Source organism: Acinetobacter sp. 25-47-130 (assembly GCF_056779705.1).
In genome coordinates, this window is sequence record NZ_JBWYII010000012.1 from 30132 (window position 1) to 46685 (window position 16554).

Here is a 16554-nt window from a genome sequence, read left to right on the forward strand (position 1 = left end):
TCGATATTTGATAAAATGTCGGCGCTTTTATGCATTATTCTTTATCAGTATCTTCAAATTTGTAGTGGGTGTTCAATGGAACCTATGGTGGTGATGGCTGCGCGTGCGGCTCAAACAGTTGGTCAAGAGCTTTTAAAAGCGCATCAGAATCGTCATAAACTTGATCTGCAAGTTGAAGAAAAAGGTATCGAAGGTCCTGTGACTCGCGTTGATCGCTATGTTGAAGAGTTGACGATCGATATCTTGCGCAAAAGCTATAAAAATCACAGCTTCCTTGGTGAAGAGTTTGGTATGCAAGAAGGTAAAGGTCACGATGCTGATTGGTGTTGGGTGATCGATCCTTTAGATGGTACTTTAAACTTCATTAACGGTGTCCCACACTTCTGTATTTCTATTGCAGTTCAACACAAAGGCGTGACTCAACACGGTGTTGTGTATGACCCAATCAAAGATGAATTGTTCTCTGCGAGTCGCGGTCGCGGTGCAATGATGAACCAACGTCGTATTCGTGTGAATGTAAAAGATAGTTTAGATCGTACATTCTTGGCTGTTGGTCATGCATATCGTGCTAAACGCGATGGCGAAGTAGTTTCTTATGCAAAAAATCACTTCGATTCTTTGTTGGCAGTATCTGAGCAAGGTGCTCAATTCCGCCGTTTAGGTTCAGCAGCACTCGACTTAGCTTATGTTGCTGCTGGTCGTTACGATGGTTATTTCGAACTTGGTTTGAAACCATGGGATATTGCAGCGGGTGAACTAATTGTAAAAGAAGCTGGTGGTACAGTAGTTGATGCGCGCGGTGGTTCAAATTCAATGGAAAATGGTCAAGTCTTGGCTTGTTCTATGAAATTATTGAAACCATTGATGCAAGCAGTTGTCCCAGCTTGGGGTGCTGCTGCTAAATAAGCAGATCAAATTTATGAAAGCTCCCTAACTGGGAGCTTTTTTATGTCCAAAACATGATAAATCTGAATATTTGTACTTGAATGCACCAAAAAGCAATTAAACTTAATGACATTATAAAAAAATCTGTTATACTCCGCGCACGCACTAAATTTCGTTCATTACCTGAACATTTCTCTTCTATATTGTGTATGCGCGTCCGGTCCAAAGAGAGGACATTATTTCGCGCCCCACCCAATCGCTAAAAGCGATTCCTTCAGGTTCAGGCTGTAATCATGTGTGCGTTATACGCATCGTCGTTCTCGGATCGCCGCTGATTCTATATTTTCAGCGATTATTGCTGTACCGCTTTTTGCCGATGTCCATCAGACTTTATTTAATGGAGCACCCAATTTTCGGGTGAAAAACTCTATGAGCAAAACTTTTGCTGATTTTCCACTACACGAATCACTTCAACAAGCATTACAAGCATTAGGCTTTACATCGCCTACTCCTGTTCAGGAACAATCAATTCCTGCTGCTTTAGATGGTAAAGATCTTTTAGTATCAAGCCAAACAGGTTCTGGTAAAACTGCTGCATTCTTATTACCTACACTTCACGCTTTAGCGGGTAGTGAAGATACGTTGCTTTCTTTCAAAGAGCGTATGCGTGCTGTAACTGCACCTACAATTTTAGTACTTTGCCCAACACGTGAATTGGCTCAACAGGTGAGCCAAGATGCGATTGCATTTGTACGTCACATGAAAGGTGTTCGTATTGCTGCGATTATGGGTGGTATGCCTTTTGGTAAACAAATCCAACAATTAAAAGGTGCACAAGTTGTTGTGGCGACTCCAGGTCGTTTACTTGATCTAGTAAACCGTCGTCAAATCAAATTGGACAAAGTTAAATCATTAATTGTAGATGAAGCAGACCGTATGCTTGATCTTGGTTTCTCTGAAGATTTAGAGGCGATCAGTGATTTAGCGGGTAACCGTGATCAAACATTAATGTTCTCTGCGACGTTCGCACCACGTATTATTACGTTGGCAGAACGTATGATGAATGAGCCAGAACGTATTGCGATAGAAACTGGTCACACGACGAATACTGACATCACTCAGACTCTACATTGGACTGATGGTTTTGAGCACAAGAAAAAGCTTTTAACACATTGGTTAAATGAAGAAGATCTTGATCAAGCTGTTGTATTTGCTTCTACGCAAGAAGATACAGATATGCTTGCAGAAGAACTGTCTGAAGCTGGTCTTTCAGTTGTAGCACTTCATGGTGCAATGCCACAGACTGTACGTAACCGTCGTTTGCGCAGCATCCGTGAAGGTCGCGCAAAAATTTTAGTTGCAACTGATGTTGCAGCACGTGGTCTAGATGTACCAACAATTTCACACGTGATTAACTTTGGTCTTCCAATGAAGAACGAAGATTATGTACACCGTATTGGTCGTACAGGTCGCGCAGGTCGTACTGGTAAAGCAATCACATTAGCGACTTACCGTGAACGTGGTAAAATTCGTGCTTTAGAAGACTACTTAGATGCACGTCTAGAAGTTTCTGAAATTGAAGGTCTTGAGCCATCTCCACCTCCAGCACGCGGTAGTCGTGATGGCGCTGGTCGCGGTCGTGGCCGTGGTGGTGAAGGCCGTGGCCGTGGTGGTTTCGGTGGTGGTCGTCGTTTTGAAGGTGAATCAAACTTCAAACGTCGCGAAGGTAACCGTGATGGCGAACGCCGTTCGTTTGGTGAAGATCGTCCACGTCGTGAATTCAATGGTGAGGATCGTCCACGTCGCGAGTTTAACAACGACCGTCCACGTCGTGAATTTAATGGCGAAGATCGTCCGCGTCGCGAGTTCAACAACGATCGTCCACGTCGTGAATTCAATAGTGAAGATCGTCCACGTCGCGAGTTTAACAATGACCGTCCACGTCGTGAGTTTAATGGCGAAGATCGTCCACGTCGCGATTTCGGTGACCGTCCGCAACGTTCATTTGATGATCGTCCAAAGCGTGATTTCGGTGATCGCCCTCGTTCTAACGATGACAATCGTGGTAACCGTGTAGATTATAAACCTCGTGAAAACAGTTTTGGTGACCGCCCAAAACGTGATTTCGGTGACCGTCCAGCACGTCGTGAAGGTGGTTTTGATCGTCCAAAACGTACATTAGGTGATGACCGTCCAAAGCGTGAATTCAATAGCGATCGCCCACGTCGTAAATTTAACGACTAATCGGTAAAGCTAAATAAAAACCAGCCTTCGGGCTGGTTTTTTATTGCTCATATAAAAAAATCTGTTAGAATAAAGGTGAATAAGTTCACATTATTTATGGTAAATGTAAAATATGAATAATAAGATTATAATGATTGAGACGAAGCAAATGAATGTTGGTGCAATCATGATGTACGTGTTCTTTTTATTGGTATTACTTAATCTTGCCTATTACTTTTTTAGTATCACATTATAAATTTATAAAAAAGAATAATTTCAAATCATTGTTTCATAAATAAAACACATCTTTCTATAAGCAAAATTAATAAAAATGATCAATAATGCTACAATGTCCGCTTAACCTTGTATTTTATAAATAACATTTAAATTCAGTTATTTCAGAGTATAGTATGCAAGCTGAAAAATTGTAGGAACACGCTCAGCTATGAATAATCAAATACAAATCGATGAGCAAGCGTTGATCGAAGTAAAAAATCTAAGCTTTAATCGTGGTGATCGTGTTATTTACGACCAAGTCAATTTAAAGATTCGTAAGGGTCAAATTACTGCCATTATGGGGCCTTCAGGGACGGGGAAAACCACGCTTCTTAGACTCATTGGGGGGCAACTTGTACCTGATGCAGGCGAGGTCTTGTTGGATGGCAAAAATATTAGCCAAATGAGTCGTCAGGAATTGTTTAAAGCACGTGCTCGTATGGGGATGCTCTTTCAAAGTGGTGCGCTTTTCACTGATATGACTGTCTATGAAAATGTAGCTTTCCCTATCCGCGCCCATACTCAATTGCCTGAACATTTGATTGCAGAACTGGTCGCTTTAAAACTCGAATCTGTAGGATTACGTGGCGCTGAGCAAATGATGCCTTCTGAGCTTTCAGGGGGGATGAATCGCCGTGTGGCGTTAGCTCGTGCAATTGCACTAGATCCAGATTTGATTATGTACGATGAACCATTTGCTGGTCAGGATCCCATCGTAATGGGGGTTTTAACCCGATTGATTCGTTCTTTACGAGAAGCGTTAGACCTAACGACCATTATCGTGTCTCACGATGTTGCTGAAACATTATCGATCGCAGATTACATTTATGTGGTTGCGGAAGGTAAAGTACAAGGCGAGGGCACACCTGATCAGTTAAAGAATCATAGTTCGCCTTTCGTCCGTCAATTCTTAACAGGTTCGGTCGAAGGTCCTGTGGATTATCAATTTAGTCATCAAGCATATTTAAGTGATGAGGTGCGTACATGAATGCGATAGCCTCACTAGGTAGACGCGTTATAGAACGTGTTCAAGGTATTGGCGTTGCAGCCATTATGCTAGTTCAAATTTTATTTTCGATGCCGACTTGGATTGGAGTCAAACTCTTTATCTATCAAATGTATCGTGTTGGCGTATTATCATTGCTTATCATTGTGGTGTCAGGGCTGTTTATAGGTGCAGTCTTGGGTTTACAGATGTATAGCATTTTGGTCACTTTCGGCAGTGAAGCGATGCTTGGAGCAGCAGTTTCGTTGACCTTGTTGCGTGAACTTGCGCCAGTGGTTGCAGCCCTTCTTTTTGCGGGGCGTGCAGGATCTGCTTTAACCGCCGAAATTGGTTTGATGAAAGCGACTGAGCAATTGTCTAGTATGGAAATGATCGGTGTTGATCCACTTAAACGCATTATTTCACCACGTTTATGGGCGGGTATATTTAGTTTGCCTATGCTTGCCGTAATTTTTGCTGCTGTGGGGATCATGGGCGGAAAAATGGTCGGTGTGGATTTTTTAGGTGCTGATGAAGGTTCGTATTGGAGTGGTATGGAAAGTGCCGTTCAATTTTATAAAGATGTCTTTAATGGCACGATCATCAAAAGCTTTGTATTTGCTTTAATCTGTACGTGGATTGCCGTATATCAGGGGTATTCATGCGAGCCTACATCAGAAGGCATTGCGACAGCAACAACAAGAACGGTAGTGTATTCATCACTATGTGTTTTAGGATTTGATTTTGTTTTGACTGCGGTCATGTTTGGAGGTGTGTAATGAAATCACGTACGAGTGAGCTCGCAGTTGGAATATTCGTGATTCTATTTGGTTGTGCATTATTTTTCTTGGCAATGAAAGTAAGTGGCTTAGCTGGGACAAATTTAAAAGATAGTTATAGCATGACGGCAACTTTTGATAACGTGAATGGTATTAAACCACGTGCTAAAGTTGCACTAAGCGGCGTAAAAGTAGGTGAAGTTGAGTCAATCACATTAGATCCGTTAACACGTCTTGCAACAGTGAAAATTAATTTAGATGGTGAGCTGACATCTTTCAATGATGAACAACTTAAAACTGTGCAAGAAGGTGCTTTAGAAGAGTTGCGTTATAGCAGTGACTATGAAGCTGCGACGCCATCGCAACAAAAAGAAATGGAAAAGCAACTGATCGCTAACATGAACTCCATCACCAATATTGATGAAGATGCTTACATTATGGTAGCGACAAATGGCTTACTGGGCGAGAAGTATCTCAAAATTGTTCCAGGTGGTGGTTTAAATTATTTAAAACGTGGTGATCAAATTGGCAACACACAAAGCACAATGGAAATTGAAGACTTAGTGTCTAAATTTGTGACTGGTGGTGCTGGTGATTCAGCTGCGAAAAAAGATTCAAATGGTTCATCAGATGCAGAAACTGTAGAATTCACAGATGAAACTGCTTCTTTTGTTGAATGATTAAATAGAGGAAAAATAAATGAATACGTTCGTAAAGCAAACACTGACTGTTAGCGTTTTATCGACGATGATTGCGAGTACAGCATTTGCTGCACCTACGGAGACTCCTCCTGCATTTATCAAAAAAGTAGCTGATGGCTTAATTTCACGTTTAAAAGCAGACCAAGCTAAGTTACAAAATAACCCTGCTGCGGTACGCGCAATTGTTCGTCAAAATTTAGATCCATATATTGATTCGCAATCATTTACTCGTATCGTGATGGGAACTTATGCGACGAATCAATATAGTAATGCTGCTCAACGCGCACAGTTTGAGAAGAACTTCCGTGAAACATTGATTGAAAACTATGGCAGTGCTTTCTCTAAGTTTTCTAATCAGACATATACAATTCGTCCGTATAAAGCATCTAACACTAAAAACCCTGTTGTAACGATTGATTTTATTAACAAGGGTGAGAAGATCCCTGTATCGTTCCAATTGGCTGATAAAGGTGATCAGTGGAAGATTCGCAATATCAACGTTTCTGGAATTGACTTAGGTTTGCAATTCCGTAATCAGTTTGCTGCTACTGTGAAGCGTAATGGTGGCGATATCAATAAAGCAATTGCAAACTTTAAGCCTGATGCTGAAGCTGCAGTTGAGAAAAAATAACAGAGAACAATTGTGATTTCACTCAAAGATCAAGAAATTATAGTTTCTGGAAAAATTAGTTTCGACAATGCTGAACAGTATTATCAACAAGGTTTAATGTTGATTCAGCAGGCAAATCAGTTTCCACTTACTGTAAATTTATCAGGTCTTGAACATGGTAGTACTCTGGCGCTAGCTGTTTTAGTGCGTTTATTGCGTCAAGCACCTGGAACATCGAGTTTACAGTTTAAATCTGTGCCAGAAAAAATGATGAAAATCATTCAATCTTGCCATTTAGAAAATGATTTAAAATTGATTTGATTGAAAAATGAAAAAGCACCTTAGGGTGCTTTTTTATCGCTTTAAAATAGTAATTTACTCAACAGAAGGTACTTCATACGTTGTTTAAAAAACACAACATCCAAGCGTGCTCAAATCCATTTTTTCCATCTAAAATAAATCAGTGGTCCAAATAAGAATACTAGGATAATCAGACTGACAACAACAAAGCTCGTCGTTCCTTGAGCAAAGGGCAGTACATCAGTGTTCATACCATAAATACTGGCCACCAACATCGGGGGAGCAAGCATGCTAGGTAAAATCGAGAATCGACGAATCGTATCATTCTGTTCAGTATTAATGAAACCCGAAGTGGTATCCAATAGGAATCGAACCTTTTGGAACAAGAATGCATCATGTTCTACTAATGAGCGAACATCCTCACTGAGTTCTCGAATATCAGCATCATAAATATGACTGCCTAAGGCACGGGGTCTTGCTAAGAAGGTCAGAACGCGGCGTAAGTCAATTAAACAGAGTTGCGCTTTACCCAACATATCTTCTTTTTGAGCAAGACGGGTAATCATATCATCGAGATCAAGAATTTGCTCACGGTGGCGAACATTCAATACTTCTGTAGAGTAGAGTTCTAAATCCTTGTGGATATCTTCTAAGATATCCGCAAGCTCATCGAGTTTAGCTTCGAGTAAACCCAAAAGTATCCAAGTCGGATCTTTATAGTCAATGTCGTAATCATTACGGCGAGCACGTGCTCGAAAGGCACGGAAAGCAACGAGCTTTTCACCACGTAAAGTAAATAGTCGATCTTTATGTAAAATAAATGCAACGGTTTGAACCGTTCCTAGCATATTGGATGACTCTTCAGGGTCACCATCGACTTGGTAGTTTTTATTTTTCGTTAAAAAATACGTACTGATATGTAAAATGCCATCATCATCACGGTAGAATCGTGCAGATGAAGAAATATCTTCTAATGATTTTAGTGTTGGAAGATTTTGTTTATAGGCATCTAAAACCCATTCTTGCTCATCTTGAGAGGGTGCAATTAAATCGATCCAAACCAATTCAGGGTGTAAATCAAACCCACCATTGATCGTTGCATCTTCTAGACTACCGCGCTCTGTGGCATAAAAGGCTTCAAGCATTTTATCTTTTCTCCCTTGCGCAGTTTGTGTGTGAACGATGGGTGTATTTTAGACAAGGATGCCATGAAAAAAAACCGATTCCATCATTAATTGGGTTAAAAAACACAGAACATATCATTTTAATTGTTGTTATAAAAACTTAAGGCTAATTTTAAATGAATTCTATTGCAATATTTTGTGGTTCAACATTAGGTTCCGATCCTGTTTATGCTGATGCAGCAAAGAAAACAGGGAAATATTTAGCGCAACAAGGCAAGACCTTGGTGTATGGTGGCGGTCGTTCAGGATTAATGGGGATTGTTGCGGATAGTGCATTAGAGGCTGGTGGAAAGGTCATTGGCGTGATTCCACAAGGATTGGTGGATCGTGAATTAGCACATCCAAATTTGACTGAACTTCACGTTGTTACCAGTATGCATGAGCGTAAAACGCTGATGGCAGATTTGTCGGATGGTTTTATTGCCTTACCGGGTGGTGCAGGAACAATTGAAGAAATTTTTGAACAATGGACATGGGCGCAACTCGGTATTCATCTTAAACCCTGCGCATTTTTAAACATCAACGGGTTTTATGATGGTTTATTACAATTCATTCAACATACGACAGATCAAGAGTTTACTCGAGCTCGCTTTACCAATGCATTAATCAATTCAACTTCAATCGAGGATATTGTGTCAAAATTCGAGTCTTATCAGGCACCACAACCGAAATGGGGTGTCCAAGATCGAGAAGATTTGGTGAAACTAGATACATGAGCAAAATCATTACTGTCGCAGCAGCGATTATTTCCAATGAGGATCAGCAGTTGTTGTTGGTTCGAAAAAAGAATACCCAGTTTTTCATGCAAGTTGGTGGGAAGTTAGAGGAGAATGAGCCTTCTGAGGACACGATTCTGCGAGAAATTAAAGAAGAAATTGGCGCTGAGGCAGTAATAGATCAATATATAGGTCGTTTTGAAACCAAAGCTGCAAATGAAGCGGATCATCAGTTGATTAGTTATCTCTATCGAGTTCAGCTTAAACAAGAGCCTCACATTCATGCAGAAATTGCTGAAATGAAATGGATCGATTTAGATGATGATGCTACGCCTTTAGCACCGTTAACTCGAGAAATCGTGATTCCTTGGTGTAGGCAGCATTTTAATGCCAATTAAAACTTAAAGTGACTGTGTCAATATTCTGCGGCTGCAATGCATGCGATCTGAACGTTCTGACAGCCGAGCTTTTCTAGTGCATTGGCCAACGCATTGACTGAACTCCCTGTGGTCACGACATCGTCAATAATCAGGATATTTCTAAACTTTCCTTTTTCTGAACGTATTGGTTTGAATTGAGATTGAATATCCTCGATTCTTTCTACACGTGTTAAGCCTTTCTGTGAGTGTTGTGCTGAACGCTCAATTGGCTGCCAAATGGGTATTTGCAGTTTTTTGGAAAGAATTTTTCCGATGACCATCATTTGATTATAACCACGCTCTTTCAAGCGCTCGTTTGAAATAGGCATAGGTACAATCGCTTGAAAACGTTTCAGTTTAAGTTCTAGCAATGTGTGTGCTAGAAAAGTTTGATAATGAAGTTGTTGTTCATATTTGAATAAGTGAATAATGCGATCTATAGGAAAGCTATAGTCGAAACAAGCATAAATATTTCTTTCATGTCGATGAATGAGTGAAGGGCTTTTCCATGGGAGCATTGTCCAACAGTCATCACATAATCTGTGGGTTTGAGTTGGAGAGAATCCGCATAATTGGCAAGCGCGTCGTGATAATAATGTGTGATAGAGGTTATGAATAGGGCTCAGCATCATGGCTCAAGTTATTTTTATTGTGAGTACCTATGATTATAACTGAGCTCGTTGATTAAGGAACATATTAAACATACGCATATCTAGGTGCTTCTGGTAACCATCGTTTAAGAAGAGCATCCGCTTGATGTGGGTAATCTTTTAAAATTTGAGTCGCGACATAGTGCGCTTGAGTTAGCAGATGGTCATCCCGTTCCAATTTAGCCACGCGAAAGCCCATGTCTCCAGTCTGTTTCGTTCCTAACAGTTCGCCTGGGCCGCGGATTTCCAAATCTTTTTCTGCTATTAAAAAGCCATCATTGGTTTCACGCATAATGCGTAAACGCTCTTGTCCATTCTGCGATAAAGGACTTTTATATAATAATGCGCAAAAACTTGCTTTAGCACCTCGACCCACACGGCCCCTTAATTGATGTAGTTGAGATAGACCCAGTCGCTCCGCATTTTCAATGACCATGATGGATGCATTTGGTACATCCACTCCAACTTCGATCACGGTTGTTGCGATCAGCAGTTGTAATTGATTGTCTTTGAACTGTTGCATGACGGCTTGTTTTTCATCAGCTTTCATTTTGCCATGAACCAAACCAATATTGAGGTGCGGAAAGCATTCTTTAATCTCCTGATAAGTCGCTTCAGCAGCTTGGGCATCTAACGTCTCTGATTGTTCCACTAATGTACAGACCCAATAAGCCTGCTTACCTTCAGCGCAGTTTGTCGCAATACGCTGCAGGACCTCTTCACGACGATCGAGTGGAATAGTGACTGTTTGGATTGGGGTACGCCCTGGGGGTAACTCATCAATCACAGAAGTATCTAAATCGCCGTACGCTGACATTGCTAATGTACGTGGGATAGGCGTGGCGGTCATTACTAACTGATGTGGTGTCGTATCCTGTGCCCCTTTATTTCGTAATGCTAGACGCTGGTCAACTCCAAACCGATGCTGTTCATCAATGATGACAAGACCCAATTTACGAAACTGGACGTTATCCTGAAATAGTGCATGAGTGCCGACGACCAATTGGGCAGAACCTTCTCTAATCTGCTGTTCTGCAGCAGCGCGTGCTTTCCCTTTTTGTTTGCCTGATAACCAAGAAACTTGGATGCCGAGTGGTTCGAACCATTTTTTAAAATTTAAATAATGTTGTTCTGCGAGGATTTCAGTCGGTGCCATAAGAGCAACTTGCCATCCCTCTTCGAGTGGATGACATGCCGCAATGCCTGCTACTAAGGTTTTGCCTGCACCTACATCACCTTGCACCAGTCTGAGCATCGGTTTGTTTTGTTTAAGATCTTTCACAATTTCATTTGAAACACGTTTTTGAGCATTCGTCATTTCAAAGGGAAGTATGGAGAGAAGTTGTTTGGCAAATGTTCGACTGGCTGAAAATGCAGGTGCGGAGATCTGTTGAATGTATGCACGACGAGTCAACAAACTAATTTGATGACTGACTAATTCTTCAAAGATGAGACGTTGCTGTGCAGGATGCTGCCCTTCAGCCAGTTGCAACATATTGGCATTGGTGGGAGGGTGATGAATATATTCTAGTGCTTCTTTTAAAGCATACCCATTGGTAAATTTTGCAGGAATCAGTTCTGGTAAATCATGGGCATGTTGTGCTAAAGCTTGTTTAATATATTCACGCAGTTTAGGTTGAGTGAGTCCTTCCGTTGATGGGTAAATTGCGGTTAGCTGCGTTTTTGGAAGTGGTGTATGATCCGTAATCAATTGAATTTCTGGGTGATACATTTCTAGGCCACGAGCGCCTACTCGGACTTCACCAAACACTCTTAAACGATTTCCAGGCTTTGCGCGATCCATCAATGCTTTATAAATATGATAAAAACGTAAGGTGACTTTTCCAAAATCATCTTGTAATAATATAGCCATGGATTTGCGTTTACCGGGCGGCATATCCATTGATGCGACAGTGCCTTCAAGTAAATAGCTTCGACCTACTTGAAGTTGATTCATGGGCACAATAGTACTGCGATCTTCATAATCTCGAGGCAGATGAAACAAAAGATCATCCGTATTCCAGATATTTAATTTTTCGAGTAAAGCGGCAGCGGCGTTTCCTACACCTTGCAACTGATGGACTGCAGTCATGTCCCCTCAACTTTGCTTAAATTGAATTTATAACACTAGAGAATAGGTCTTACATGCATATTCTATTTATCGGTTATGGTAAAACATCGCAACATGTTGCTAAACAATTATTTCAACAAGGACATCAAATTACCACAGTCAGTTTAAGCAGGAAAGATCAAGCAGGTGCTATGCATCTTCAACAAGATATACACCAACTTGATTTATCGACATTGTCGCCTATTGATGCAGTATACGTGTTGATTGCACCCAAAGACCCATCACTAAACGGGTATAAAGCAGCTTTCATAGATGCGATTCCACATATGAGAAATCAGCTTGCATTGCATCCCATCCAAAAGATTATTGTTGTCTCATCGACACGCGTTTACGGACAAGATCAAGGGGAGGAGATTGATGATCAAACAGAGATCAATCCGCAAGATGAGAAAGCATTAGTGTTAGCCACAATGGAGAAGCTTTGGCAAGAAGCCTTTCCACAGCAATGTATCATTGTGAGACCCACTGGTATTTATGGCGTATCCGTGAAGAGAATGATGCAGCTTGCTCAAAATACAATGGACTATCCCAATGTGCATTGGTCGAATCGAATTCATATCGAAGATTTAGCGGGTTTTCTTGTCCATTTACTTCACGTGGAACATCCAGAAAAAACTTATATTTGTAGTAATAATCAACCCATTCCATTACATGAAATTATTCTGTGGTTCCAAAAGCAGTTAAACATCCCTTCATTAAAATTATTGAGTGAGGCACAGCGTGGAAAGAAAATTTATGCCTCTCGAATGTTAAGCACTGGTTTTAAATTGAAACATGCTCAATTTTTTAAGGATTATCGAGAACTCATTTAGGCATAAAAAAACCCTCGCTGGGGAGGGTTTTAGATACTATTTTTTCTTGCGTTTTAAGCGTTTTTTGGCTTGTTGATCAGCAACTGCATCCAAAGCTTCTTTGAGCTCTTCATCGTTAAATGAAGTGATATGTTGCAACATTTGTAAGGTTACATCATCTAGTACCAAGTTGGCATATTGAGCAACCTCTTTGAATTGTGCATCGAAGACTATTGCGCCTTCTTCGTTATTACTGATATAGCCTTGTTGAGTCAGAACTTTGATAAAACTTTGGAAGAGCGCTTTATCAAAGAATTCAGGTGAGTTGAACTCATAAAGTACAGATAAACGCTGACCTAATAGATGGCTTAAATCTTCGACCTGCTTGGTCGTAATATTTCCAGAGCCACGTTGAGTAATTAGGGCAAGTGTCATGTAGTAGCGTTCAATACTTTGCTTCACTGGAGCAGCAAGCACGACTAACTGATTGTGTTGTTCAGAGTTAGGTGCAGGGCTACATAAATTTCCATGTTCATCAATCGTAATCAACTGTGCTTCTACCAGACCTTGAACATAGTTACAGATCTGTTCTTTAAGCTCATCCGTATTCCACTTAAGGAAAAGTTCAGCTTTCAAGAATGGATAAAGTGTACGAATGACATTAATCAAATCGCCCTGTGAAATTTTACCATTGTGCTCGACCATCGCAGCAATCAGTGATGGCAAGACATAAGCATGCAAAATATTATTGCGGAAATATGTCAGTAATACTGCTTGACCATCTTCAATCGCAATGATGTCGCCAAGGACATGTTTTACACGCTTAATCAACTTGAGTTTTAAACCATAAGCAATGATTTCTTTACCAGACAGTGGTGTGATTTGAACTCGATGATCATAAGGTAAAGCTGTTAGAAGATTGCGATAGGTATCTAACTGTTTAATACAAATCTCTTCATCAAGCGTGTGCTTGGAAGTCGATAAAAGAATAAGTGACAATAACGAAACTGGGTTGATAACAGCAGCACGGTTAATATTTTCAAGAATTGCATTTGCTGAGGTGTTGACTGCATCAGAAACTTCTTGAGGAATCGGGTCATCATTCTTCTCAATTTTGATATGTTCAGCACCATGCTGTTTCAAAATCTCATCAAGGAAGACGGGTTCACCAAAGTTTACGTGTACTTTACCGAAGATGCGTTCAATCTTTCTTAAGGTTTGTAAAATACCAAAGATAGATTCGGCCTCTTTAGGCTTACCATTCATTTCACCGACGTAAGTTGCACCTTCCATCAGGCGTTCATAACCAAAATAGGTCGGGACAAATACAATAGGTTTAGCACGACCACGCAAATGACTATGCACAGTCATTGCCAACATACCTGTTTTCGGCGGTAATAAACGTCCAGTACGTGAACGTCCACCTTCAATAAAGTATTCTAATGGCGTGTTTCGCGATAGGATACTGTATAGATATTCTTTGAATACAGTGGTGTATAACGCATTTCCACGGAAGGTTCGACGTATAAAAAATGCACCGCCACCACGTAAAAGCTGACCAACGAATGGCATATTCAGGTTATCACCTGCAGCAATGTACGGTACCATCATCCCACGCTTATAAATCACATAAGAGAGTAATAGGTAGTCAATATGGCTACGATGACAAGGTGTATAAATAATTTCGTAGTCTTTCGCTAATTCACGAACTGTATTGAAATTATGTACTTCTACGCCGTCATAGAGTTGAGTCCAAAGACGCGTCAGGGCTTGTTCTGCAAAACGTACTGTTGCATGAGAATAGTCTGATGCAATTTCATTCACGTAGCCGATCGCACGGCGCTCAGCTTCAATCAAACTGATTTTAGAGCGAATACTTTCTTTGCGAATTCCGTCCTGAACATCTTGAGATTTAATCAATGATTGCATCACGTTTCGACGATCTGACAAATCTGGACCTAATACAACTTCACGCTGACGATCTAGATAATCATTGAGTTGATTGACGATATATGTTGCAGGAGACAAGTTTGGATGTGTTACACGTGCGTAATCTACCAATTCGCGCAGTGATTTTGGTTCATGAAATTCAAGAAAAGATTGGCGACCATGTAAACCAATATTCATCAGTTGTTTAACAGTACTTGGCGTTGCCCAAGTGTCCGTAAATAGCAATTTAAATAATGAATCTTCTTTGTCCGGTGAGCGGCCCCACAATACAGTCACAGGTATAAGTTCAATGTCAGTATCTGGATGCTTATCCAATATCTCGATCAATCTGAGGAGACGAGGTGGAAATGCATGGGGTGGCGGATTAAGTAAGTTTGTTTCATCTTGGTGTTGTAAAAATAATACAGCAGCTTTCTCTTTATGGTCCCCGATCATGAGTGGGTCAAGTGCTGGCGCGAGATTTAATCGACGAGTTTCGCCGTCAACCACTAACGCATTACTACGCGAGTAATTTTGTAATACATAGCACACCACTTTTTTGTGAGTCGTGTTATTTTCAGTGGGTGGTGTTGAAGGTTGGGTTTCAGTAGGAACCTCTCCAAGAACATGCGGTGTTACTACGAGGTCAAGCAACTTACTGGAAAGTCGACGATACATTTGACCAAAGCCATTCTTGGACATACATACTCCTAGCCAAAGACGAATTTCGCATGACGCGAATGAAGGCAATTATTTTCTTAAATCTGTGATCAAAACAATATGTCATTTTCTAACAAAATGCACAGAATTTGGATGAATTTTCGTTAATAATCGTATTTTTAGCCAAAATATCAAATTTGTTTTATGACAATATAGTCAAGCAAAGTTTAGTTGTTTACTCGGAAATTATGGCAAGATAGAGATTGAGTCATTAAATTGGAAAATCTGTTTAAATTCAACAGGACCAATTTAATGTCGTAGCAATGAAATATATAGGTCCGATATGAATCAGCTCACGCAAGAACTCGTAGATTTACTCACGCTAGAAAGACTTGAAGAAAACATTTTTAGAGGCAAAAGCCAAAATTTGGTTGGCAAACGTGTCTTTGGTGGGCAAGTTCTAGGTCAAGCGTTACGTGCTGCTTCATATACAACTGATCGCCCTGCACACTCATTGCATGCATATTTCTTATTTGGTGGGGATGTTAATGCACCCATTATTTATGAAGTAGATCGAATCCGTGATGGACGTAGTTTCGTGAGTCGCCAAGTTCGTGCGATTCAACATGGCAAAACGATATTCATGTGTATGGTATCTTTTGCAGACCAAGAAGAGGGTCTCAATTATCAAGTTGCTGAACCAGAATACCCGCCAGTAGATGGGCTAAAATCTGAAGCTGAACTCAAGAAAATGATTGTGGATTTTGTACCAGAGAATGTGCGTGCCAGCTTTATGCGTGATCGTCATGTTGAAATTAAGCCTGTAATGCCAGTCAATCCATTCCAACCACAACCTGAAGCGCCGTCTTACGCGCACTATATTCGTACACACGATCGTTTGGCTGATGATGTAGATGAAAATGCATTACATCAGGCGATCGCTGCTTTTTATTCAGACTTTACTTTGATGACAACTGCACTACGACCACACGGACTCAGTTATATTTCACCGAGTTTACAATGTGCCAGTATTGACCATACCATGTACTTTCATAAACCATTTCGTGTAGATGATTGGATGCTCTATGACATGGAAGCAACGATTAGTGCAAGTTCTAGAGGATTGAACTTTGGACGAATGTGGCAAAATGGACAATTGGTCTGTAGTACAGTGCAAGAAGGTCTAATTCGAATTCGTGAAATCGAAACGCAATAAGATAATTGATCCATGCTTCAAGCCAAATCTTCAGATTTGGCTTTTTACTTCATATTTGTATTTATAAATTATTCGTTTCGGTTGCAAAGCTAACAAGAA

At 40.6% G+C, this 16554-nt stretch carries 15 protein-coding genes; 11 read left to right on the forward strand and 4 right to left on the reverse strand.

Annotated features, from left to right (window positions below; genetic code table 11):
* Positions 1-75: 75 nt before the first annotated feature.
* From AC1M83_RS12660 to AC1M83_RS12690, 7 genes are all read left to right on the forward strand, one after another.
* The gene (locus AC1M83_RS12660; RefSeq protein ID WP_035265030.1) at positions 76-906 is read left to right on the forward strand and encodes an inositol monophosphatase family protein; all 831 of its coding nucleotides are present in this window, start codon (positions 76-78) and stop codon (positions 904-906) included.
* Positions 907-1314: 408 nt separating this feature from the next.
* Positions 1315-3129: a DEAD/DEAH box helicase gene (locus tag AC1M83_RS12665; RefSeq protein WP_481590851.1), complete on the forward strand. Its 1815-nt coding sequence runs from the start codon at positions 1315-1317 to the stop codon at positions 3127-3129.
* Positions 3130-3553: 424 nt separating this feature from the next.
* Positions 3554-4372 (forward strand): ABC transporter ATP-binding protein, encoded by an 819-nt coding sequence (locus AC1M83_RS12670; protein WP_035265033.1) that lies wholly within the window; start codon positions 3554-3556, stop codon positions 4370-4372.
* Positions 4369-5148 carry a lipid asymmetry maintenance ABC transporter permease subunit MlaE gene (gene mlaE, locus AC1M83_RS12675; RefSeq protein WP_035265034.1) on the forward strand — a complete coding sequence of 260 codons (780 nt, stop codon included), beginning with the start codon at positions 4369-4371 and terminating at the stop codon, positions 5146-5148. Before AC1M83_RS12670 ends, mlaE begins: the two co-directional genes overlap by 4 nt.
* Positions 5148-5828: an outer membrane lipid asymmetry maintenance protein MlaD gene (gene mlaD / locus AC1M83_RS12680; protein WP_180028249.1), complete on the forward strand. Its 681-nt coding sequence runs from the start codon at positions 5148-5150 to the stop codon at positions 5826-5828. The genes mlaE and mlaD overlap by 1 nt, the downstream gene beginning before the upstream one ends.
* Positions 5829-5847: 19 nt before the next feature.
* Entirely contained in the window at positions 5848-6480 is a 633-nt protein-coding gene (locus tag AC1M83_RS12685; protein ID WP_035265038.1) for an MlaC/ttg2D family ABC transporter substrate-binding protein, read from the forward strand.
* A gap of 12 nt (positions 6481-6492) precedes the next feature.
* Complete coding sequence (locus AC1M83_RS12690; RefSeq protein ID WP_092768110.1) at positions 6493-6780, forward strand: STAS domain-containing protein; 288 nt, start codon at positions 6493-6495, stop codon at positions 6778-6780.
* A 110-nt stretch (positions 6781-6890) separates the two neighbouring features.
* Here AC1M83_RS12690 and AC1M83_RS12695 read toward each other — a convergent pair whose 3' ends face one another.
* The gene (locus AC1M83_RS12695) at positions 6891-7904 is read right to left on the reverse strand and encodes a CorA family divalent cation transporter (RefSeq protein WP_035265042.1); all 1014 of its coding nucleotides are present in this window, start codon (positions 7902-7904) and stop codon (positions 6891-6893) included.
* A 155-nt stretch (positions 7905-8059) separates the two neighbouring features.
* Between AC1M83_RS12695 and AC1M83_RS12700 the strand changes: the two genes are divergently transcribed.
* Positions 8060-8659 carry an LOG family protein gene (locus AC1M83_RS12700; protein WP_092768108.1) on the forward strand — a complete coding sequence of 200 codons (600 nt, stop codon included), beginning with the start codon at positions 8060-8062 and terminating at the stop codon, positions 8657-8659.
* Complete coding sequence (locus AC1M83_RS12705; protein ID WP_481590823.1) at positions 8656-9057, forward strand: NUDIX hydrolase; 402 nt, start codon at positions 8656-8658, stop codon at positions 9055-9057. The genes AC1M83_RS12700 and AC1M83_RS12705 overlap by 4 nt, the downstream gene beginning before the upstream one ends.
* Before the next feature lie 17 nt (positions 9058-9074).
* Here the strand turns inward: AC1M83_RS12705 and AC1M83_RS12710 are convergent, their stop codons facing one another.
* Both AC1M83_RS12710 and recG read right to left on the reverse strand, forming a co-directional pair.
* Complete coding sequence (locus AC1M83_RS12710) at positions 9075-9707, reverse strand: ComF family protein (protein WP_481586779.1); 633 nt, start codon at positions 9705-9707, stop codon at positions 9075-9077.
* A gap of 67 nt (positions 9708-9774) precedes the next feature.
* On the reverse strand, positions 9775-11820 hold the full coding sequence (recG, locus tag AC1M83_RS12715) for an ATP-dependent DNA helicase RecG (RefSeq protein WP_481590824.1): 2046 nt from the start codon (positions 11818-11820) through the stop codon (positions 9775-9777).
* Between the two features lie 53 nt (positions 11821-11873).
* Here recG and AC1M83_RS12720 point away from each other — a divergent pair, with 53 nt between their 5' ends.
* Entirely contained in the window at positions 11874-12671 is a 798-nt protein-coding gene (locus AC1M83_RS12720) for an NAD-dependent epimerase/dehydratase family protein (protein WP_481590825.1), read from the forward strand.
* Between the two features lie 36 nt (positions 12672-12707).
* On the opposite strand, the gene plsB is transcribed toward AC1M83_RS12720, so the two are convergent.
* Positions 12708-15281: a glycerol-3-phosphate 1-O-acyltransferase PlsB gene (gene plsB / locus AC1M83_RS12725; RefSeq protein ID WP_035265057.1), complete on the reverse strand. Its 2574-nt coding sequence runs from the start codon at positions 15279-15281 to the stop codon at positions 12708-12710.
* A gap of 301 nt (positions 15282-15582) precedes the next feature.
* Here plsB and AC1M83_RS12730 point away from each other — a divergent pair, with 301 nt between their 5' ends.
* Positions 15583-16455 (forward strand): acyl-CoA thioesterase, encoded by an 873-nt coding sequence (locus tag AC1M83_RS12730; protein ID WP_035265059.1) that lies wholly within the window; start codon positions 15583-15585, stop codon positions 16453-16455.
* Positions 16456-16554 lie beyond the last annotated feature (99 nt).

Excerpts from the sequence above, each read along its gene's own strand:
- AC1M83_RS12660 (WP_035265030.1), top strand. The coding sequence starts at position 76 with ATGGAACCTATGGTGGTGATGGCTGCGCGTGCGGCTCAAACAGTTGGT.
- AC1M83_RS12665 (WP_481590851.1), top strand. The coding sequence starts at position 1,315 with ATGAGCAAAACTTTTGCTGATTTTCCACTACACGAATCACTTCAACAA.
- AC1M83_RS12670 (WP_035265033.1), top strand. The coding sequence starts at position 3,554 with ATGAATAATCAAATACAAATCGATGAGCAAGCGTTGATCGAAGTAAAA.
- mlaE (WP_035265034.1), top strand. The coding sequence starts at position 4,369 with ATGAATGCGATAGCCTCACTAGGTAGACGCGTTATAGAACGTGTTCAA.
- mlaD (WP_180028249.1), top strand. The coding sequence starts at position 5,148 with ATGAAATCACGTACGAGTGAGCTCGCAGTTGGAATATTCGTGATTCTA.
- AC1M83_RS12685 (WP_035265038.1), top strand. The coding sequence starts at position 5,848 with ATGAATACGTTCGTAAAGCAAACACTGACTGTTAGCGTTTTATCGACG.
- AC1M83_RS12695 (WP_035265042.1), bottom strand. The coding sequence starts at position 7,904 with ATGCTTGAAGCCTTTTATGCCACAGAGCGCGGTAGTCTAGAAGATGCA.
- AC1M83_RS12700 (WP_092768108.1), top strand. The coding sequence starts at position 8,060 with ATGAATTCTATTGCAATATTTTGTGGTTCAACATTAGGTTCCGATCCT.
- AC1M83_RS12705 (WP_481590823.1), top strand. The coding sequence starts at position 8,656 with ATGAGCAAAATCATTACTGTCGCAGCAGCGATTATTTCCAATGAGGAT.
- AC1M83_RS12710 (WP_481586779.1), bottom strand. The coding sequence starts at position 9,707 with ATGCTGAGCCCTATTCATAACCTCTATCACACATTATTATCACGACGC.
- recG (WP_481590824.1), bottom strand. The coding sequence starts at position 11,820 with ATGACTGCAGTCCATCAGTTGCAAGGTGTAGGAAACGCCGCTGCCGCT.
- AC1M83_RS12720 (WP_481590825.1), top strand. The coding sequence starts at position 11,874 with ATGCATATTCTATTTATCGGTTATGGTAAAACATCGCAACATGTTGCT.
- plsB (WP_035265057.1), bottom strand. The coding sequence starts at position 15,281 with ATGTCCAAGAATGGCTTTGGTCAAATGTATCGTCGACTTTCCAGTAAG.
- AC1M83_RS12730 (WP_035265059.1), top strand. The coding sequence starts at position 15,583 with ATGAATCAGCTCACGCAAGAACTCGTAGATTTACTCACGCTAGAAAGA.